17 protein-coding genes are annotated in these 20,087 nt (G+C 71.2%); 9 read left to right on the top strand and 8 right to left on the bottom strand.

Annotation, left to right across the window (positions count from 1 at the left end; all coding sequences use genetic code 11):
• Positions 1-175: 175 nt before the first annotated feature.
• Positions 176-1,462 (bottom strand): geranylgeranyl reductase family protein, encoded by a 1,287-nt coding sequence (locus IE107_RS26505; RefSeq protein ID WP_189546854.1) that lies wholly within the window; start codon positions 1,460-1,462, stop codon positions 176-178.
• A gap of 96 nt (positions 1,463-1,558) precedes the next feature.
• Here IE107_RS26505 and IE107_RS26500 point away from each other — a divergent pair, with 96 nt between their 5' ends.
• Entirely contained in the window at positions 1,559-2,083 is a 525-nt protein-coding gene (locus tag IE107_RS26500) for a GNAT family N-acetyltransferase (RefSeq protein ID WP_189546853.1), read from the top strand.
• Between the two features lie 9 nt (positions 2,084-2,092).
• Here the strand turns inward: IE107_RS26500 and IE107_RS26495 are convergent, their stop codons facing one another.
• Entirely contained in the window at positions 2,093-4,666 is a 2,574-nt protein-coding gene (locus IE107_RS26495) for a serine/threonine kinase C-terminal domain-containing protein (protein ID WP_268246619.1), read from the bottom strand.
• 121 nt (positions 4,667-4,787) lie between these two features.
• The gene (locus IE107_RS26490; protein ID WP_189546851.1) at positions 4,788-5,480 is read right to left on the bottom strand and encodes a demethylmenaquinone methyltransferase; all 693 of its coding nucleotides are present in this window, start codon (positions 5,478-5,480) and stop codon (positions 4,788-4,790) included.
• A 146-nt stretch (positions 5,481-5,626) separates the two neighbouring features.
• On the opposite strand from IE107_RS26490, the gene IE107_RS26485 reads away from it, so the two are divergent.
• The 3 genes from IE107_RS26485 to IE107_RS26475 all read left to right on the top strand — a co-directional run bounded on the left by IE107_RS26485 (position 5,627) and on the right by IE107_RS26475 (position 7,992).
• A complete protein-coding gene (locus tag IE107_RS26485) occupies positions 5,627-6,136 on the top strand; it encodes a SigE family RNA polymerase sigma factor (protein ID WP_189546850.1) in 510 nt (169 codons plus the stop codon).
• Between the two features lie 10 nt (positions 6,137-6,146).
• Positions 6,147-7,079, top strand: coding sequence for a hypothetical protein (locus IE107_RS26480; protein WP_189546849.1), 933 nt, complete (start codon positions 6,147-6,149; stop codon positions 7,077-7,079).
• 79 nt (positions 7,080-7,158) lie between these two features.
• Positions 7,159-7,992, top strand: coding sequence for a DUF3152 domain-containing protein (locus IE107_RS26475; protein WP_229867259.1), 834 nt, complete (start codon positions 7,159-7,161; stop codon positions 7,990-7,992).
• A 73-nt stretch (positions 7,993-8,065) separates the two neighbouring features.
• On the opposite strand, the gene IE107_RS26470 is transcribed toward IE107_RS26475, so the two are convergent.
• The 4 genes from IE107_RS26470 to IE107_RS26455 all read right to left on the bottom strand — a co-directional run bounded on the left by IE107_RS26470 (position 8,066) and on the right by IE107_RS26455 (position 13,133).
• Positions 8,066-8,719, bottom strand: coding sequence for an imidazolonepropionase-like domain-containing protein (locus IE107_RS26470; protein WP_189546847.1), 654 nt, complete (start codon positions 8,717-8,719; stop codon positions 8,066-8,068).
• A gap of 7 nt (positions 8,720-8,726) precedes the next feature.
• Entirely contained in the window at positions 8,727-9,926 is a 1,200-nt protein-coding gene (gene mqnC / locus IE107_RS26465) for a cyclic dehypoxanthinyl futalosine synthase (protein ID WP_189546846.1), read from the bottom strand.
• 72 nt (positions 9,927-9,998) lie between these two features.
• A complete protein-coding gene (locus IE107_RS26460) occupies positions 9,999-11,813 on the bottom strand; it encodes a serine/threonine-protein kinase (RefSeq protein ID WP_189546845.1) in 1,815 nt (604 codons plus the stop codon).
• A 441-nt stretch (positions 11,814-12,254) separates the two neighbouring features.
• Positions 12,255-13,133 (bottom strand): menaquinone biosynthetic enzyme MqnA/MqnD family protein, encoded by an 879-nt coding sequence (locus tag IE107_RS26455; RefSeq protein WP_189546844.1) that lies wholly within the window; start codon positions 13,131-13,133, stop codon positions 12,255-12,257.
• Positions 13,134-13,549: 416 nt separating this feature from the next.
• Between IE107_RS26455 and IE107_RS26450 the strand changes: the two genes are divergently transcribed.
• Positions 13,550-13,753, top strand: a complete 204-nt coding sequence (locus tag IE107_RS26450) for a cold-shock protein (RefSeq protein ID WP_003967102.1) — start codon at positions 13,550-13,552, stop codon at positions 13,751-13,753.
• A gap of 239 nt (positions 13,754-13,992) precedes the next feature.
• Positions 13,993-14,820 (top strand): MerR family transcriptional regulator, encoded by an 828-nt coding sequence (locus IE107_RS26445; protein ID WP_189546843.1) that lies wholly within the window; start codon positions 13,993-13,995, stop codon positions 14,818-14,820.
• 73 nt (positions 14,821-14,893) lie between these two features.
• Here the strand turns inward: IE107_RS26445 and IE107_RS26440 are convergent, their stop codons facing one another.
• Positions 14,894-16,126 carry an amidohydrolase family protein gene (locus IE107_RS26440; RefSeq protein ID WP_189546842.1) on the bottom strand — a complete coding sequence of 411 codons (1,233 nt, stop codon included), beginning with the start codon at positions 16,124-16,126 and terminating at the stop codon, positions 14,894-14,896.
• A 263-nt stretch (positions 16,127-16,389) separates the two neighbouring features.
• Between IE107_RS26440 and afsR the strand changes: the two genes are divergently transcribed.
• The 3 genes from afsR to IE107_RS26425 all read left to right on the top strand — a co-directional run bounded on the left by afsR (position 16,390) and on the right by IE107_RS26425 (position 20,078).
• The gene (gene afsR / locus IE107_RS26435) at positions 16,390-19,347 is read left to right on the top strand and encodes an SARP-family global regulator AfsR (RefSeq protein WP_189546841.1); all 2,958 of its coding nucleotides are present in this window, start codon (positions 16,390-16,392) and stop codon (positions 19,345-19,347) included.
• Positions 19,348-19,553: 206 nt separating this feature from the next.
• Positions 19,554-19,718 carry a hypothetical protein gene (locus IE107_RS26430; RefSeq protein WP_189546840.1) on the top strand — a complete coding sequence of 55 codons (165 nt, stop codon included), beginning with the start codon at positions 19,554-19,556 and terminating at the stop codon, positions 19,716-19,718.
• Between the two features lie 192 nt (positions 19,719-19,910).
• Entirely contained in the window at positions 19,911-20,078 is a 168-nt protein-coding gene (locus tag IE107_RS26425; RefSeq protein WP_189546839.1) for a hypothetical protein, read from the top strand.
• Positions 20,079-20,087: the final 9 nt, after the last annotated feature.

Genomic DNA, 20,087 nt, shown 5'->3' with positions numbered 1-20,087 from the left:
GGAAGTTGGCCGGACGCCAGTGGTGCAGTTGGTGGATGGGCGTTACGCCGACGTCGGCGCCGCCTCACCACGGCGACCGGTCCCCGCTCCTCCGCGGGCATACGTACATCAAAAGAACCGGCCACGGCCGTACTCATCGTCCGAGTGCGGCAGTGGCCGGTCCGGGGTGGGCAAATCAGGCCTTCGGGGCCACCTTGGACAGGCCGTTGATGATGCGGTCCATCGCGTCGCCGCCCGTGGGGTCGGTGAGGTTGGCGAGCATCTTCAGGGTGAACTTCATCAGCAGGGGGTGCGTCAGGCCGCGCTGCGTGGCGACCTTCATGACCTTGGGGTTGCCGATCAGCTTCACGAAGGCGCGGCCCATCGAGTAGTAGCCGCCGTAGGTCTCCTTGAGCACCTTCGGGTAGTTGTTCAGCGCCAGTTCGCGCTGGGCCGGGGTCGCGCGGGCGTGGGCCTGGACGATGACGTCCGCGGCGATCTGGCCCGACTCCATGGCGTACGCGATGCCTTCGCCGTTGAACGGGTTGACCATGCCGCCCGCGTCACCGACGAGCAGCAGGCCCTTGGTGTAGTGCGGCTGGCGGTTGAAGGCCATCGGGAGGGCGGCGCCGCGGATCGGCGCCGTCATGTTCTCCGGGGTGTAGCCCCAGTCCTCCGGCATCGAGGCGCACCACGCCTTGAGGACCTCGCGCCAGTCCAGCTCCTTGAACGCGGAGGAGGAGTTGAGGATGCCGAGGCCGACGTTGGACGTGCCGTCGCCCATGCCGAAGATCCAGCCGTAGCCGGGCAGCAGCCGGTCCTGGGGGCCGCGCCGGTCCCACAGTTCCAGCCAGGACTCCAGGTAGTCGTCGTCGTGGCGGGGCGAGGTGAAGTACGTACGCACGGCCACGCCCATCGGGCGGTCCTCTCGGCGGTGCAGGCCCATGGCGAGCGACAGCCGGGTGGAGTTGCCGTCGGCGGCGACGACGAGCGGGGCGTGGAAGGCGACCGGGGTCTTCTCCTCGCCGAGCTTCGCGTTGACGCCGGTGATGCGGCCGGTGCGGTCGTCCACGATCGGGGCGCCGACATTGCAGCGCTCGTACAGCCGCGCGCCCGCCTTCTGCGCCTGGCGGGCCAGCTGCTCGTCGAAGTCGTCGCGCTTGCGGACCAGTCCGTAGTCCGGGTACGAGGCGAGATCGGGCCAGTCCAGCTGGAGGCGGACGCCGCCGCCGATGATGCGCAGGCCCTTGTTGCGCAGCCAGCCGGCCTCTTCGGAGATGTCGATGCCCATGGAGACGAGCTGCTTGGTGGCGCGCGGGGTGAGGCCGTCGCCGCAGACCTTCTCGCGGGGGAAGGCCGTCTTCTCCAGGAGCAGAACGTCCAGTCCGGCCTTGGCGAGGTAGTACGCCGTCGTGGAGCCGGCCGGGCCTGCCCCGACGACGATCACATCCGCGCTGTGTTCGGAGAGGGGCTGCTCGGTCACGGTCGGATCTCCCGAAGACTCGAAATCGCGTGCCGCGCGGCACCTGTCCCATGCAGTCTAGGGGGGTTCGCCGATCAACTTTCGAAGGGCTCCCAGATGTCGACCGTGCTTCCCGGTGCTCCCTCCGTACAGCTGCGCGTCCCCACCGACGAGGACGCGCTCACCTGGCACCGGGCCTTCGACGATCCCGAGGTGATGGAGTTCTTCGGCGGTGCCTCGGAGGAGCTCTCGATGTACGAGGAGTGGACCGCCCGGCAGCGCAGATTCGACGCCGAACTCGGCTACTGCCTGTGGACGGTGCTGGGCGAGGACGGCGAGGTGGCCGGTTTCACGGGTGCCCAGCCCTGGCCGCGGACCGATTTCGGGCCGGTGGGCGAGATCGAGATCGGCTGGCGGCTGGCCCGCCTGGCCTGGGGCCGGGGTTACGCCACCACCGCCGCGCGCCTCACGCTGGAGCGGCTGCGCGCGGCCGGGGTGGAGCGGGTGGTGGCGGCGATCGACGCGGGGAACGAGCGGTCGATCGCCGTGGCCGAGCGGCTGGGGATGGAGCGGGCGGAGAGTTTCACGGCGCCGCTGACGGGGCGGGAAGCGGTCTGCTTCCGGCTGGCCCTGGCGCCGTGAACGCGTGCGTCAGTCGATGTCGTTGAGCATCCAGGTGGACAGAGCGGTGTCGAAGATCCGGCGGGCGCCCGGCCATTCGGTGTCGCGTTCGGTGGTGTAGATGGCGTATTCGGTGCCGTCGTCCGCGATGTAGCTCTGGTCGATCGCGTGGATCGTCTCGCCGCTCTCCCGGTCCTCGTAGGTGTACTCCCAGATCGCGCCCGGCCGCCCCTGGAAGGTGTTGGCCGTCAGCTCCAGCCGTCGGTAGTTCTTCTGGTTGGCGTCGGCGGTCCGCTCCAGCGTCACGAAGTTCTCGTACGAGGAGTACGGGGCGTTGCGGATGACGCCGACCTTGAGTGCGGCCCGGCCGGTGGAACCCGCGTAGGTGATCTGGTGGTTCTCCTCGCTCTGCCGGTCCCAGACCGTGGGCACCGCGAAGGAGAAGCCGGCGGTGTCGGAGACGAGCCGGAAGCCCTCGGGGACCGTGGGGGCGGACGGGGCGGTGGAGACCGCGGAGGCGGTGGGGGTCGGGCGGGTGGACATGGGCGGGGACGAGGTCGGTTCGCCGGACGGCGCCCGGCCGCTCCTGGCGTCGGTTGTGGGCTTGCCGTCCGTGACCGCTCCGTCGCCGCTCCGGCCGTCCACCAGGGCCAGGACCCCCGCGGTCGCGCCGCCGCCGACGAGCAGCGCCGCGACGAGGGTGCCGGTCCAGACGAGGGCGGTGCGCCTGCGGCCGTCGGCCGGGACGGCCGGGGAGACGGCGGGGGCCGCAGGTCCGGTGGTCAGTGCGACGGTCTGCGGGTCGTAGGGGGCCGCGTCGTACGGGGACGGGGTCGGGGACGGCATCTGGGTCGGGGACGGGGACGGCGTCTGGGTCGGGGACGGGGACGGCGTCTGGGTCGGGGACGGGGACGGCGTCCCGGTCGGTGGCGTCGGCGGAGTGGCCGTCGGCGCCGGGACGGCCGCGGTGGGAGCCGGGGCCGCCGGGTCGTACGGGGCCTGGGCCGGGGCTGCCGGGGCGTACGGGGCCTGGGACGGGGCTGCCGGGCCGTACGGGGCCTGGGCCGGGGCTGCCGGGCCGTACGGGGCCTGGGCCGGGGCTGCCGGGGCGTACGGGGCCTGGGACGGGAACGCCGGGGCTGCCGGGGCGTACGGGTCCGGGAACGCCGGGGCCGTAACGGGCAGCGGCGGCGTCTGCGGCGCGACCGGCGCGACCCGCCCCGTCATCCGCAGCAGGTGCGGCGCCACGAGCACCGCGCCGCCCACCCACAACAGCCCGAACAGCAGGGCGTCCGACACGCTCGTCGCCAGCTCCCCCGTGCCCTGGCCGCCCGTGTCCCCGAAGCCGCCCGTCAGTTCCGCGGACACCCCGCCGATGCCACTCAGCACCAGGAACAGCGCCAGGAACAGCCCGCCCGCGGTGGCCTGTTCACGCCGGTCCGCCGAACGTCGCGCGGCCCAGATGCCCACGGTCAGCGCACAGACGGCACCGAGGGCCAGCGCACCGGTCACCGCCCAGCCGTTCACTGCCTCGCCCAGTTCGGACAGCCCGACGCTGCCGTGCTCCATGCCCGAGCCGAAGAAGCTCACCTGCCCGCGGATGTCGTACTCGACCGGGGCTCCCCAGCTCAGCCCGAGCACCGCCAGACCGATGTTCGGCAGCAGCGGCAGGGCGATCAGCATGGCCTCGCCGTCCACGTCGTCGGCATTGGCGTACGCGGTGAACCCGACCAGGCTGCAGAGCACCAGCACGGTGCCGAGCGCCTGTACCGCCGTGCCCGTCGCCCGGACCGTGGTGAGCGCCACCGGACGCGCGGCCAGCCACTGTGCCGCGGCGTCGCGCTGGAGTACACCGCCCGTGACGAGCAGCGAGATGACCAGCGCCCCCAGCGTGGCGAGCAGTGGCGCGGACGAGACCGACACATCCGCGACATCGGGCTGGGCGAACAGCCCGAGGACCAGGACCGCGGCGGACGCCACCAGGCTGATCCGTACCGCCGCCTCCAGCCCGCCGCCCTGCGCCCGGACGTTGCGGGCGCCCAGGACCAGCGCGCCCACCCACAGCACGGTGACGGTCAGCGGGACCACGGAGAGCGAGGCGCTGCCCTGCGACATGCCTGCTGCGGAGTCGTACCAGCCGCCCTCGAAGTCACTGCCGTTCCGGCCGCCGCCCAGGCCGGTGGACGCCAGCTCGAAACCGCCTCCGAACGCCTGGAGCAGCGCCGCCAGCGCGATCCGCAGCCGGTCGCCCCAGCCGACGACCACGTCGTCGCCCTGCCCGTACGAGGGAATCGCGAGCGCCACCGCGAGAGCCAGGATCAGTGCGGTGGGCCATGCGGCCGCCTTCACCGAACCCGCCCAGTCGCCGCGGAAGGTCCGGCCGAAGAACGCGCCGAGGGGCGACGGGGCGACCGGACCGGGCAGCGGCGGCACGGTGTGCGGCAGCGGCGGCGGGGCCATGGGCGGAACGGGGGGCGGCGGGGCGAGCCGCGGCGTCCCGGCCTCCGGCGCGGTCTCCACGGTCGGGCGTTCGCGCCCGCACTTCATACAGAAGCGCGCCCCTTCCGGGGCCTGTGTTCCACAGAAGGGGCAGTACAACGGCATACGGACTCCGGCGGCAGCAACGGGGAGGGGGACGACGATGTCGGGGAAGACATGTGCGCTTCAACGGACACATCTTCCCCGCCGCCCGGTTCCCGTCGGCCGAAGTCGCCGAACCGTTGTCTCAGGGACGCACGCCCCGGTGCAGCGCCACCACACCGCCGGTGAGATTGCGCCAGGCGACCTTCGACCAGCCGGCCCGCTGGAGCGCGGCCGCGAGTCCGGGCTGGTCGGGCCAGTCGCGGATGGACTCGGCGAGGTAGACGTACGCGTCGGGGTTGGACGACACCGCGCGCGCGACCGGCGGCAGCGCCCGCATCAGGTACTCGGTGTAGACCGTGCGGAACGGCGCCCACGTCGGCTGCGAGAACTCGCAGATCACCACCCGGCCGCCCGGCCTGGTCACCCGGTACAGCTCGCGCAGCGCCGCGTCCGTGTCCTGGACGTTGCGCAGCCCGAAGGAGATCGTCACCGCGTCGAAGGTCTCGTCGCGGAACGGCAGCCGGGTGGCGTCGCCCGCGGTGAAGGGCAGCCAGGAGTTGCGCTTCTTGCCCTCCTGGAGCATGCCGAGGGAGAAGTCGCACGGCACGACGTACGCGCCGGTCGCGGCGAAGGGCAGCGAGGACGTCGCCGTGCCCGCGGCCAGGTCGAGGATCTTCTCCGCAGGCCGGGCGTGCACCGCCTTCGCGACCTCTTTGCGCCACAGCCGGGCCTGGCCGAGTGACAGCACGTCGTTGGTGAGGTCGTAGTTCGCCGCTACGTCGTCGAACATCGTGGCGACTTCGTGCGGCTGCTTGTCCAGAGAGGCTCGGGTCACCCGTCCATTCAAGCAGCCCGGTCCGCGGCGCCCCGCGCCGGTCGTGCGTCGGCACCGGAACGGTTCGGAACTCGACTTCAACCTTTTGGCCGCGACACGACTCGTACAGGGGTGAGAGACCACCGAGACCCCGGAGAGGGGGACAGATGACCGCGGACGGCAGTCGGGACTCCACCGGATTCGAGGAGTTCGCCCGGGTGAACCAACGGCGTCTGTACCGGACCGCATATCTGCTGTGCGGCGACGCGGAGAGCGCCCGGGATCTGACCCAGACGACGCTGGCCAAGCTCTTCCAGTACTGGCACCGGGCGAGCAGAGCCGACGATCCCGCCGCCTATGCGCGCACCGTCCTCACCCGGACGTATCTCGCCGAGCGCCGACGTCGGCTCCGCGACTTCCTGGCCCACAGCCATGTCGACGCCCCGCCCTCCGTGGTGGGCCCCGAGCTGACGGTGACGCTGCTGACCGCACTCTCCGAACTGCCGCCCCGTGCCCGGGCGATGGTCGTTCTGCGCTACTGGGAGGACCTGGGTGTGCAGACGGTCGCCGAGTTGCTGCGCTGCAGCGAGTCCACCGTCAAGAGCCAGTGCTCACGCTCGCTCGCCGCGCTTCGGGCACGGCTGGGCGACCGGCACCTCTACACCACCCACAGCTGAGGAGAACGTCATGGACATCTTTCCGGAGGGTGCGCCGCAGGAGAGCGGGGCCCGGCTGGTCAGGGAGGCCATGGCGGAGGCGGCCGAGGGGGCGCCTCCGCTGCCGGACCTGGTGCCGGTCGCCCTGGCCGAGGGCCGCAGGCGCCGCACCAGGGCGCGTGCGGCGATCGGCGGCACGGCGGCGGGAGTGGTGGTGCTCGGGGTGCTCGGCGCGACGCTGCCGTCCTGGGGCACGGGCACCGGTACCGGCGGGGGCGCCGCGCAGGTCGGGGCGTCCGCCGTACCGAGCATGGGGCACGGGACCCCGTCCCCCACGCTCACCACGCCCGCGACCGGCTTCCCGCCACCCCCCTCGTTCACCGAGCCGCCCCGTAAGCCCGTCCACGTCGAACCCACTACGGGCGAGTCGTCCATGGCCGACCTGCCCGCGGCCGAGCGCGCGCGGCAGGAGGAGTTCCAGCAGAAGGCGGCGGTCGTGCTGGACGAGTTGCTTCCTGCGGCGTTCGGCACGGTACGCCCGGTCGACCTGGCCGTCAGCCGGTACCAGGGCGGGTCCGGGGGGCGGGTCTTCCCCGTCGTCTTCTCCGTACGGCCCACCGGCGACGAGCCCGGCAGCCCGACACAGGAACCGTGCTGGTACGGCCCGGAGAAGACGTACCGGTGCGAGAAGGCGGCGCTCCCGGGCGGCATCACGGCCCGCACCGTCACCGCGGTCGGAAGTTCGAAGGGCGGGAAGAGCATCGTCGGCGTCAGTGTCCGCTTCACCTTCAAGGACAGCACGGTCGTCCTCTCGGCCGACGGCGACGACTCCGCCGTGGTCTCGGCGCCGGTCACCGTCGACCAGCTGCTCCACGTCGCCCGGGACCAGCGCTTCCTGCGCCTCGTGCGGTACGCGGAAGCGTTCCCGATGGAGCCGGGCCGGGAGTCCGTCCATGGTGGGTGAGGAGCGGGGCCGCCGGGCGCGGGGTCGTGGTCGTGGGGCGGTCCGGCGGGCCCGCCGCCGGAAAACCCGGATACGGGTGATGAGCGCCGTGCTGGTGCCGGGCGCGCTGCTCTGCGGGGCGCTGGCGTGGAGCCCGTGGGGCGGCGGCGAAGGGGCGGCGACAGACAGCTCGTCGGACCGGGTGACGGTGTCGCCGTCCCCGGACTCGACCCCCGGGTCCGACTCCCGCTCCGGGCCCGGCCGTCCGCCCCGCTCCGCCTCCGACGCCGGGAAGGAACGCAAGGCGGGCAAGAGCTCCGAGCCGGGGAAGCGGACGGACACGTCCCGGGCCGCGCGCGGGTCCGTACCCGTACATGGCTCCGGTACGTTCGTCACCGCCGCCCCCGCGCGCACCGGCAGCCAGGGCACCGGCACCGTCCACCGCTATCGCGTCGAGGTGGAGCGGGGCACCAATCTGGCCACGGGCCCCGCCGCGGCCGCGATCTCCGAGGTGTTCGGCGACCGGCGCGGCTGGACCCGCACCGGACACGACGCGTTCCAACAGGTCGACTCGGGCCAGGCGGGCCTGGTGATCCGGATCGCGACACCGGACACCGTCGACCGGCTCTGCGGGGCGTACGGGCTGAACACACACGGCGAGGTCAACTGCCGCGTCGGCACCACGGTCGTGGTGAACCTGAAGCGGTGGATGCGGGGGTCGCCGCAGTTCGACGGCCCCCTGGCCGAGTACCGGGCGCTGATCATCAATCACGAGGTCGGCCACTGGCTGGGGCACGGCCATGAGACCTGCCCGGGACCCGGGCGCCGCGCACCCGCGATGATGCAGCAGATCGACGGGCTGAAGGGGTGCGTCGCCAACGCGTGGCCGTACACGGACGCGGGCGCATACATACGCGGCCCGTCCGTGCCCTGACCCGCACGGGCGCCCGGTTCCGGGACCGTCCGGCTCCGGGACGGCGCCCAGGACCACTCGTGCGGGACGGTTCCTATCGGCGCCGGTACACCAGCCGCCCGCCCAGCACCGTGGCGACGCACGGTTCGGCCCCCGACGCGTTCAGCGCCTCCTCGTCCGGGACGTCGAAGACGGCGAGGTCGGCGCGGGAGCCGACGGTGAGCGGGCCGTGCACGGAACCGGGCAGGTCGTACCCCTCCATGAACGGGTCCAGGCCGGGTTCGCCGAGCAGGATGCCGGGGGCGCCGACGACCGGGACCTCCGTCAGACCCGAGCGGGCCACGGCGGTACGGACGGCCGGGTCGTTGAAGCGGCCCGCGAGGTGCGTCGTGCCGTAGCGCAGCATCTGCTGGAGCCCGCGCCGTACGCTGCCCGCCCACCGTGTCGCGTCCATCTCACCGGACAGCCGCTCGAACGCCTCGCCCCACAGCGGCTGGTCGCCGAGCGCGTCCGCCTCGCGCGGGTCGGGGTGGTAGCAGCGGGTGAGCAGCCACAGTCCGTGCCACTGCCGCAGTCCCGGCGTGATGACGCCCGGCCAGGTGCGGACCCGGGCCGCCGGGTGGGCGGCGACGACCTCGTCGTACGGCCCGAGGGCGACGATCCGGTCGCCCTCCACGGCGACCGCACCCTGCGCGACGGGCGCCGCACCGACCGGGAGAACGAGCGGCGCCGCGTGAACCGTCAGCACGGCTGCCTCAGTTGGCGTCGAGGAGCTTCAGCTCCGGGTGTGCGGTGCCGCCCTCGATCGCGGTGGACGAGATGTGCGAGACCACGCGCTCGTCGACCGGGTCGTTCGCCGGGTCGTCGTGCACGACGAGGTGCTCGTACGTGGTGGCGCGCTGGGCCGGCACCCGGTCCGCCTTGCGGATCAGGTCGATGATCTCCAGGCGGTTGGAGCGGTGCTTGGCACCGGCCGAGGAGACGACGTTCTCCTCCAGCATGATCGAGCCGAGGTCGTCGGCGCCGTAGTGCAGCGACAGCTGCCCGACCTCCTTGCCGGTGGTCAGCCAGGAGCCCTGGATGTGGGCGACGTTGTCGAGGAAGATCCGGGCGATGGCGATCATCCGCAGGTACTCGAAGAGCGTGGCCTGCGTGCGGCCCTTCAGCTTGTTGTTCTCGGGCTGGTACGTGTACGGGATGAAGGCGCGGAAGCCGCCGGTGCGGTCCTGCACGTCGCGGATCATCCGCAGGTGCTCGATGCGCTCGGCGTTGGTCTCGCCGGTGCCCATCAGCATGGTGGAGGTGGACTCGACGCCGAGCCGGTGGGCGATCTCCATGATCTCCAGCCAGCGCTCGCCGGACTCCTTGAGCGGGGCGATCGCGGTGCGCGGCCGGGCCGGCAGCAGCTCGGCGCCGGCTCCCGCGAAGGAGTCGAGACCGGCGGCGTGGATGCGCTGGACGGCCTCCTCGACGGAGACCTTGGAGATCCGGGCCATGTGCTCGACCTCGGAGGCGCCCAGCGAGTGGATGACCAGCTGCGGGAACGCCTTCTTGATCGCGGAGAAGTGCTGCTCGTAGTACTCGACGCCGTAGTCCGGGTGGTGCCCGCCCTGGAACATGATCTGCGTACCGCCGAGTTCGACGGTCTCCGCACAGCGCCGCAGGATGTCGTCGAGGTCGCGGGACCAGCCCTTGGCGGTGTCCTTCGGCGCGGCGTAGAAGGCGCAGAACTTGCAGGCCGTGACACAGACGTTCGTGTAGTTGATGTTGCGCTCGATGATGTACGTCGCGATGTGCTCCGTACCGGCGTAACGGCGGCGGCGTACGGCGTCGGCGGCCGCCCCCAGTGCGTGCAGCGGCGCCGAGCGGTAGAGGTCGAGCGCTTCCTCGGGAGAGATCCGACCGCCTTCGGCGGCTCGGTCGAGGATGGGCTGGAGGTCGGCCTTCTCGGTCACCGGGCTGTCACCTTTCGGCGGTTTTTCAACGGATCTACGGACCGGCTCAGCGTACGCCAGCCCCTTTCGGGGTCAGCCGCCGGACCGGCTCAGCGTGCCGTACGGCAGGCCCGCGCCGCGCTCCTCGGACCGGAAGCTCAGGGTGCCGTCGGCGGCCCGGGTGAAGTGGACGTCGGTGGTGGTGGAGCTGCACAGGGCCGGGGTGCTGGGCCGGTCGGGGTCGACGCGTTCGTGGAGCGTCAGTTCCTCGGCGGTGCCGGAGGTGAGGCTGGCGACGCTGTTGCAGCTGACGGTGACCCCGAGGCCGGTGATCTCGGTGTTCATCCGGACCACGTCCGCGCCCTTCTTGCCCGCGGTGAAGACGGCGGTGAGCGTGCCGTGCGGCTGCCCGGTGGTCTTCTCGGTGACCGGGCCCTTCCAGGTGCCGATGAACTCCTTCGGGAGCTCGGTGATCTGCTCCGGGCTCCCCGCGCCCGGGTCCGTGGGCTGCGACGGCCGGCCGGACACCGTGGCGTCGGGCGGGGTGCTGCCGACGTTGCCGTGTTCGGCGTCGTTCCGGCCTCCGCCGCCCGGCATCAGGTCGAAGAGGAACGCACTGCCCACGGTGACCGCGGCGAGCGCACCCGCCACCGCGAGGGCGACGGTGCAGCTCAGTCTCCGGCCCCGGTTCGCATCCGGCCCGGCCGGGCCGGAGTCCGCGCTGACGGTGACGGAGAAGTGGGGATCGGACGCGCGTTGTCCGGGCAGCCCGGACGCGTCGTTCCGCGACGACGGCCCGGAGGCCCCCTGTCCCCCGGCCGGCCGGCCCGCGCCCGCGGTCGCGGGCCACGAGGGCAGTACGCCCGGATGCGACAGCCGCGTCGGGTCGTGCGTGGGGAAGGGCTCGGCCGGTGTCCCGAACCCGCCGCCCACACCCCCGGTTCCGTCGGCGCCGCCCGCGCCCCACGCCGCACCGCTGAACGGCACCGGCCCCGACTGCACCGGCGCGTCCTGCGGCTCCAGGTCCAGCAGCGCGACCGCCGCCCGGCTGACCTCCCGCACCAGCGGTCCGGGCAGCCAGCCGGCCGCCACCAGCCCGGCGGCCCCGCCCGGCGCCAGCCGCCGGGCCAGTTCCAGGGGCGTGGGCCGGTCCTCGGGCTCCTTCTCCAGACACCCGGCGACGACCTCCAGCAGCTCCCCCTCCAGCTCGCCCAGCTCGGGTTCCTCGTGCACCACCTTGTAGAGGAGTACGGCCGAGGAGTCGCCGAGGAAGGGAGCGGTGCCGGTCGCCGCGTACGCGAGCACCGCGCCGAGCGAGAACACATCGGCCGCGCCCGAGATGTCGGTGCCCCGGATCTGCTCCGGCGCCATGTAGCCGGGCGAGCCGACCGAGACCCCGGTGGAGGTGAGCGAGGCGGTGGCGCCCATGGCGTGCGCGATGCCGAAGTCGATCAGCCGGGGGCCGTCCAGGGCCAGCAGTACGTTGGACGGCTTCACATCGCGGTGGATGACGCCCTGCTCGTGCACCGCCGCCAGCGCCTCGCCGAGGCCGGCGCCCAGCGTGCGTACCGCGTTCTCGGGCAGCGGCCCGTGCTCGTCGACCGCGGCGGAGAGCGGGGGGCCTGCCACATAGCCGGTGGCGACCCACGGAATGGGCGCATCCGGGTCTGCGTCCAGAACGGGGGCGGTCCACTGCGCGCCGATCCGCCGTGCCGCGTCCACTTCGCGCCGGAAGCGCGCACGGAACTGCTCGTCGAGAGCGAAATGCGGATGCACGACCTTGACCGCGACGGTGCGTCCGCCTGCGCTGCGCCCCAGATAGACCCGCCCCATGCCGCCCGCACCGAGCCTGCCGAGCAATCGGTAGGGACCGATGGTCTGCGGTTCGCCGGCTTCCAGCGGCTGCATATGGACTCCCCCTGTGGACCGGCCCGACCTCCGACCGAAGCCTAGGGGGCGAAGGTCATCAGGTCACAGAGGAAACCATCCGCCTATTTCGCCCCTATGGGAACGAACAACAACTTTCGACACAACGAAAGGCGTGAATGCGTCGTTCACCCGAGCGATTCCGGGGACCGGCCGGGGCCCGCCGCGGACACCATCCGGGAATCGGCTATTCGATGCGTAATAACCCGAATCGAGACCGGACCGGCGGAAACCGGGAGAAGGAACGGGAGAAGCCGGGAGAAGTGCGGGGAGGGATATGAGCCCGAAGAAGCCCGACCGGAGAAGCCGGACCGGAGAAGACCGGAGAAGCCGGACCGGAGAAGACCGGAGAAGCCGGACCGGAGAAGTGCAGGAATCACCCATATCCCGTATATCCCGGGACACCCCCGCCCCGCCTCACGGTCAGCCGCCGAGCAGCTCGACCTTCACGTCCGCCGGGAAGCCGGTCGTCGGACCGACCCGGCGCGCGAACTCCTGCACACCCGCCAGCTGGTCCGGCCCGAAGCGGAAGTCCAGGGTCGTGAAGTACCGCTCCAGCACCTCGGAGTCGAAGGCCTCCCAGCGCGCCGCCTGCTCCGCGACCTTGGCGACCTCCTCCAGGGAGAGGTCCCGCGAGGCCAGGAACGCCTCGTGGACCTTCCCCACCTGGTCGGGCATGTGCGCCAGGTAGTCCTTGCGAGCCGCCCAGACCGCGAAGACGAACGGCAGCCCGGTCCACTCCTTCCACATCAGGCCCAGGTCGTGGACCTGGAGGCCGAGGCGCGGCGCGTCGTGCAGGTTGGCGCGCAGCGCGGCGTCGCCGATCAGCACGGCGGCGTCCGCCTCCTGCATCATCAGGCCGAGGTCCGGCGGGCAGGTGTAGTAGTCCGGGCTGACTCCGTACCGCTCGGCGAGCAGCAGCTGGGCCAGGCGTACGGAGGTGCGCGAGGTCGAGCCGAGCGCCACCCGGGCCCGGTCCAGCTGGTCGAGCGGCACCTGCGACACGATCACGCACGACATGACGGGCCCGTCGCAGCCCACCGCGATGTCGGGGAAGGCGACCAGGTCGTCGGCGTTGCGCAGGAACTCCACCAGCGTGACGGGGCCGATGTCCAGATCGCCCCTGATCAGCTGCTCGCTGAGCTTCTCCGGGGTGTCCTTCGAGAGCTCCAGGTCGAGCAGGGTCCCGGTGCGCGCCAGGCCCCAGTACAGGGGAAGGCAGTTCAGGAACTGGATGTGGCCGACGCGCGGCCGGCTGCGACGGTCGTCGCCTGCGACGGTTGAGACGGTTGAATTGTCCACATCGCGAGGCTAGACCCGTGGCGCGATCCGTACGGCACCGGGGCGCGGGGCGCACCCGGCCCCCCCCTCCCGGGAGTCCGGGTCCCACCGTACGGATACGCGGATGCCGCCCCGGCCCGCCCGGAGCCGATTCCGGAGCACCCGAAGGCATCCTCTTGTACGCCTCGAAGTCGCCTCCGCGACACCCTCCGGTACGCCTACTTCGTCAGCTGATGAGCACAGCAATCAAACATCCGAGTGAAGTGATCTTTCCCTCTACCGTTCGATACACGCTGCGTGCTAGGCTCGACGCAAGTTGCAGTTTGGTTTCCCTTGCAGTACAGAGCCTGCGGAGCATGTAACCCGCAGGCTTTTGTAGTTTTCAGACTTCTATGCAGGTTCTGGAGCAGGGCAACCCTTTGGCCCAAGGAGGGCTTATGGCTACCGGAACCGTCAAGTGGTTCAACGCTGAAAAGGGCTTCGGCTTCATCGCCCAGGACGGCGGCGGCCCGGATGTCTTCGTCCACTACTCCGCGATCAACGCGTCCGGGTTCCGCTCTCTCGAGGAGAACCAGGTCGTGAACTTCGACGTCACTCAGGGCCCCAAGGGTCCGCAGGCTGAGAACGTCACCCCGGCCTAGTTGCCCGGGTCGGCCGATCGCGGCCGGCTAGTAGTACCCAAGGAGCCCCGCTCCTCCGCCTCGGCGGGGAACGGGGCTCCTGCCTTTTCCGTTCCCCATTTCCGTCCGGCGCCCCTCTCTCGCGGCGCCGCCCCTTTTTGACGCCCCTCTTCCGACACCCCTCTTCATCTCCGATGCCCGGCCGCAGTGCGGCGGCGCTTGACCTTGACACCGTGTGAAGCGGTGCGCTGGGAGACATCATGTTCACCATCGGAGACTTCGCCAGGTACGGGCGGGTGTCGGCCCGGATGCTGCGCCATTACGACGCCATCGGGCTGCTGCACCCCGACCGCACCGACCCCGCCACCGGCTACCGCTTCTACGGCGCCGCCCAGCTCGCCCGTCTCAACCGCATCATCGCGCTCAAGGATCTCGGCTTCACGCTCCAGCAGGTGCAGGCCATCCTCGACGAGCAGGTGGGGACGGAGGAGCTGCGCGGGATGCTGCGGCTGCGCCGGGCGGAGCTGGAGGAGGCCATGCGGGCGGCGGCCGCACGGCTGGCGCAGGTCGAGGCGAGGCTCCGGTCGATCGAGAGCGAGGGACGCATGTCCACGAACGATGTCGTCGTCAAGAATGTTGCCGCGGTACGGGTCGCCGAGCTGGCCGGCACCGCGGCGGGCTACGAACCGGAGGACATCACTCCGGTGATCGGCCCGCTGTACGACCGGCTGTTCCCGTTGCTGGACGGGGCGGGCGTCGCCCCGAGCGGTCCCGGGATCGCGTACTACGAGGATGCCCCGGGAGGCGGCGGCGCGGTCGTCGTCCACGCGGGGGTCACGGTGTCCGCCCCGGTGGGCCCGCTGGGCGACACCGGGATCACGGTGGTCGAGCTGCCTCCGTTCGAGGCGGCGACCATCGTCCACCGGGGTTCGATGGACGGCGTGCTGCCGACGTCCCAGGCCCTGGCCCGCTGGATCGACGCCAACGGCTACCGGTCCGCGGGATACGCCCGTGAGATCAGCCTGGAGTGCCCCGAGGACCGGGACAAGTGGGTGACGGAGCTCCAGGAGCCGGTCATCAAGGTCTGACCCGCTCCTGACACCCGTGGACGGAAGGAGAACGTGACACCCGACGCCCGGAGTGTCACGTTCTTTCCACCCTCTAACGCCCTCCGCCGGGCCCCGCCCACAGCCCGTCGTCCGTCAGGCCCAGGAGATCGATCGCGTTGCGGCGCACGATCCGGTCCACCACATCGGCGTCGAGATGCCCCATCTGCGCCTCGCCGACCTCGCGCGACTCGGGCCAGGTGGAGTCGGAGTGCGGGTAGTCCGTCTCGTACAGGACGTTCCCGACGCCGATCGAGTCCAGGTTCTTCAGCCCGAAGGCATCGTCGAAGAAGCAGCCGTAGACGTGCTCGGCGAACAGCTCCGACGGCGGGCGGTGGACCTTGTCGGCGACTCCGCCCCAGGCCCGGTTCTCCTCCCAGACCACGTCGGCGCGTTCGAGGATGTACGGGATCCAGCCGATCTGGCCCTCCGCGTACATGATCCGGAGGTTGGGGAACCGTTCGAACTTGCCGCTCATCAGCCAGTCGACCATCGAGAAGCAGCAGTTGGCGAAGGTGATGGTGGATCCGACGGCGGGCGGGGCATCGGCCGAGGTGGACGGCATCTTCGAGGAGGAGCCGATGTGCATCGCGACCACCGTCCCCGTCTCGTCACAGGCCCGCAGGAAGGGATCCCACTCGTCCGTGTGAATCGACGGCAGTCCGAGGTGCGGGGGTATCTCTGAGAACGCCACCGCGCGCACCCCGCGCGCCGCGTTGCGCCGGACCTCCTCGGCTGCCAGCTCCGCGTCCCAGAGCGGGATCAGGGTGAGCGGTATGAGCCGGCCGTGCGCCTCGGGCCCGCACCACTCCTCGACCATCCAGTCGTTGTACGCGCGCACCCCGAGCAGCCCCAGCTCACGGTCCTTCGCTTCGGTGAAGGTCTGGCCGCAGAAGCGCGGAAAGGTGGGGAAGCAGAGGGCGGACTGGACGTGGTTGACGTCCATGTCCGCGAGCCGTTCGGGCACCGAGAACGAACCCGGACGCATCTGCTCGTACGTGATGATCTCCAGCTTGATCTCGTCCCGGTCGTAGCCGACCGCGGTGTCGAGCCGGGTGAGCGGGCGGTGCAGATCCTCGTACACCCACCAGTCGCCGATCGGCCCGTCGTCACCTTTCGCACCCATCACGGGCGCGAACTTCCCGCCCATGAAGGTCATTTCCTTGAGCGGGGCGCGGACGATCCGCGGGCCGCGGTCGAGGTACTTGGACGGGAGCCGGTCCCGCCAGACATGAGCGGGCTCCACCGTGTGGTCGTCCACCGAGATGATCTTCGGGAAGGTCTCCATGTTCTCCACGGTAGCGCCGATCTGACGAACCGTCAGTAATCTGGACCGGGCCCCGTTCCGTAATCGTTGTCGAGGGCTTGTGCAGAGCGTCACCCACTGCTGACGAGCCCGCCCAAGACAAGGCAGACTGTTGAGCGCGATACCAGCGGTACGGAGCAATCCGGATCCACCCGCCCCGGACCGGCGCATGGGCGGGCAAATCCAGACGGGCAGCGACAGCACGATGGGCGACACCGGCGGGGCGAGCAGGGCAGGGGGCGGCAATGGACCGTGACAACGGGCCACACGTGCGTGTTCCGGAGCAGCGCGCTCCGCAACAGCGGTCGGCGAGCGGCGTCGATCTGCGTTTTTCCGTGCTCGGTCCGGTACGGGCATGGCGGGACGGCGAACCGCTGCCGTCCGGTTCACCGCAGCAGCGGGCCCTGCTGGCGGCGCTGCTGCTGCGCGGCGGCCGCACGGCCACCGCCGCCGAACTCATCGACGCCATCTGGGGCGACGAACCGCCCTCGCAGGCACTCGCCACCATACGCACGTACGCCTCCCGGCTCCGCAAGGTCCTCGACCCGCAGACGCTGGTCAGCGACGCCGGCGGATACGCGATCCGGGCCGGCCACGACGCACTCGACGTGACGGTGGCCCAGGAGCTGGCGGCCGACGCGGAGAAGGCCCGCGCGTCCGGCGACCGCGGCCAGGCCCGGACCCTGCTCGGCAAGGCGCTCGGGCTGTGGGACGGCGAGGCCCTGGCCTCCGTGCCCGGACCGTACGCCGAGAACCAGCGCACCCGGCTGGAGGAATGGCGGCTCCAGCTCACCGAGTCCCGCCTGGACCTGGATCTGGAGGTCGGCTGCCACGCGGAGGCGGTCTCCGAGCTGACCGCGCTCACCGCCGCGCACCCCCTGCGGGAACGGCTGCGCGAACTCCTGATGATCGCCCTGTACCGCAGCGGCCGTCAGGCCGAGGCGCTGGCCGTCTACGCCGACACCCGCCGGCTGCTCGCCGACGAGCTGGGCGTCGACCCTCGCCCCGAGCTGGCCCAGCTCCAGCAGCGCATCCTGCGGGCCGACGAGGAACTCGCCCGCCCCGCGGACGAACCGGCCCCGGCCCCCGCGCCGGTGCGCCCCGCCCAGCTCCCGGCCACCGTCCCGGACTTCACCGGCCGCGCGTCCTTCGTACGCGAGCTGAGCGACCGGCTGGTGACAGCCGAGGGTTCGGTGATGGCCGTCTCGGCACTGGCGGGCATCGGCGGCGTCGGCAAGACCACTCTCGCCGTGCACGTCGCCCACCAGGCACGCCAGCACTTCCCGGACGGCCAGCTGTACGTGGACCTCCAGGGCGCGGGAGCACGGACGGCAGAGCCGGAGACGGTCCTCGGCGCGTTCCTGCGCGCCCTGGGCACCGCGGAATCGGCGATCCCCGACTCCCTGGACGAACGCGCCGCCCTGTACCGCTCCACACTCGACGGCCGCCGCATCCTGGTCCTCCTCGACAACGCCCACGACGCGGCGCAGGTCCGCCCCCTGCTCCCCGGCACCGCGGGCTGCGCGGCACTGATCACCAGCCGCGTCCGGATGGTCGACCTGGCCGGTTCCCATCTGGTCGACCTGGACGTGATGTCTCCCGAGGAGGCGCTCCAGCTCTTCACCCGCATCGTGGGCGAGGAACGGATCAGCTCCGAGCGCGAGGCCGCCCTGGACGTGGTCGCCGCCTGCGGCTTCCTCCCCCTGGCCATCCGCATCGCCGCCTCCCGCCTGGCCGCCCGCCGCACCTGGACGGTCTCCGTCCTGGCCGCCAAGCTCGCCGACGAACGCCGCCGCCTGGACGAGCTCCAGGCGGGCGACCTCGCGGTGAAGGCCACCTTCGAACTCGGCTACGGCCAGCTGGAACCGGCCCAGGCCCGCGCCTTCCGTCTCCTCGGCCTGGCCGACGGCCCCGACATCTCCCTCGCCGCGGCAGCGGCCCTGCTCAACCTGGAGGCCCATGCGGCGGAGGACCTCCTGGAAGCCCTGGTGGACACCAGCCTCCTGGAGTCGGCCGCCCCCGGCCGCTACCGCTATCACGACCTCGTACGCCTCTACGCACGTTCGTGCGCGGAGCGCGGCGAAGAGCCGCTGGAGGAGCGGGAGTCGGCGCTGTCGCGGCTGCTGGACTTCTATCTGGCGACGGCGGCGGGGGTGTACGCGCTGGAGCGGCCGGGGGATCGGCTGGTGGACCACCTGGAGCCGACGGAGTGCGCGGGGTTGTCGTTCAAGAACCGGCACGCCGCTCTGGACTGGCTCTATGCAGAGGCGACCAACCTCCTTTCCTGTGTATGCCAGTCATCGCATCCTCGTACTCTGCGCCGCGCGGTCGATCTCTTGTACGCCGCCCTCGATCTGGGCGAGTCGGGAGCGAACTCCAAGCAGTACGAGGCAGCAGCGGTCACGGTTCGAGAAGCCACGAGGGACTGCGGCGACGCCAGGGCAGAGGGCCGGGCCGTCATGTCCCTGGCCAATGTGCACCAACTGGCAGGGCGGTTCGATCACGCCGACCGCGAGGCCCAGGAAGCCATGCGGCTGGCCGACACGGTTCAGGATCTCCTGCCCGCCTGCTGGGCCTCGAACGCCCGAGGCATCATCGCCCTCTACCAGAACCGTCACGCCGACGGCGAGGCGTTCCTGACACAGGCCATCGAAGCGTTCAGAAGTGACGAAAACCGTCCGGGTGAGGCCAGCGCCCTGTGCAACCTGTCCCGTATCCATCTCGCCACAGGCCGAACAGAGAGTGCGATCACTCTGGCTCAGTCGGGCATTGAGATCTATGACTCCCTGAGGCACGCGCTACGCGGCGCGAACGGCCGGTATGCCCTGGGCCTCGCGTTCACTCAGAGCATGAAACTCTCGGACGCCACGAGCCAGTTGAACCACGCCTTGGAGGCCTTCCGCGACAGTCGGCAGCGGCTGTGGGAAGGAATGGCGCTGTTCCGACTGGCTGAGGTGGAGATCGCCTCCGGCCGCCACGCCCAGGCGGCCCAGTACTCCGAGTCAGCACTCACCGTCCTCCGCGGAATCGGAGGCGACTGGCGGCGTGGAAACGTACTGACCGTCCTCGGACGGGCGCTTGACGGCATAGGGCAGACCGGGCGCGCCCAAGTCTGCTGGCGGGAAGCTCTCGGTATCTATGAGGAACTCGGCTCCCCCGAGGCCCAGGACGTCCGCTCGCTGCTGGCTCCGGCTGCAACCTGACGAACGGCACGTTCATCGTTCGTTTATCGCAGTCCGCCATTCTCGTACCAGTCGATCCGTCGCGTCGGGGGGCAGACGGGGGCGACAGGGGGCCTCGCCACTAAGGTGAGCGGCCCGAGAGGCCCGTCCGACAGTCCACGGGGGAACAGCCGGGCGGGCCTCCCCAACCGCTGCACACAGCACCCAGAGATGGAGAGTTGACCACCATGGCCAGCGCGAAGAAGCAGGACCCGATCACCAAGCCGGCTGACCAGCACGCGACCGGTGAGCCGCAGACTCCGGTCACCACGCAGGACCAGCACGCGACGGGCGAAGAGGTAACCACTCTGGACCAGCACGCCACGTCGGAACCGTTCAAGCCGGTTCGATAGACCTAACCCGCACGGGGAGCGGCCGCGGCGGCGCGGAGGGGGAGCCGTCGCGGCCGCTGCATGTCTGCGTGGACACAGTCAACATAATCGCGCCAACGTTCGAATACTTTTCGTCAGAGGGGTACCGCCCTCACTCCACTGTCACTAGCGTCACTTCACGTCCAGATGCTTACTCCCATCACAGGAGTTGGAATGACCCGCACGAAGAAGACGTTCGTCGCCGCCGCATTCGCTGTGGCCCTCGGCCTCGGCGCGGCTACCCCGGCCCTTGCTGAGAACCACGCCGGCGACACCCCGGTTACCACCCAGGACACCCACGCCACCGTGGTAACCCCGCAGGACGAGAACCACGCCGGCTGAGCCGCACCG

It is taken from the genome of Streptomyces gelaticus (genome assembly GCF_014649535.1).
Classification (GTDB): domain Bacteria; phylum Actinomycetota; class Actinomycetes; order Streptomycetales; family Streptomycetaceae; genus Streptomyces; species Streptomyces gelaticus.
Note: the sequence above shows the minus strand (reverse complement) of the source record. Positions and strands in the feature narration are given on the sequence as shown.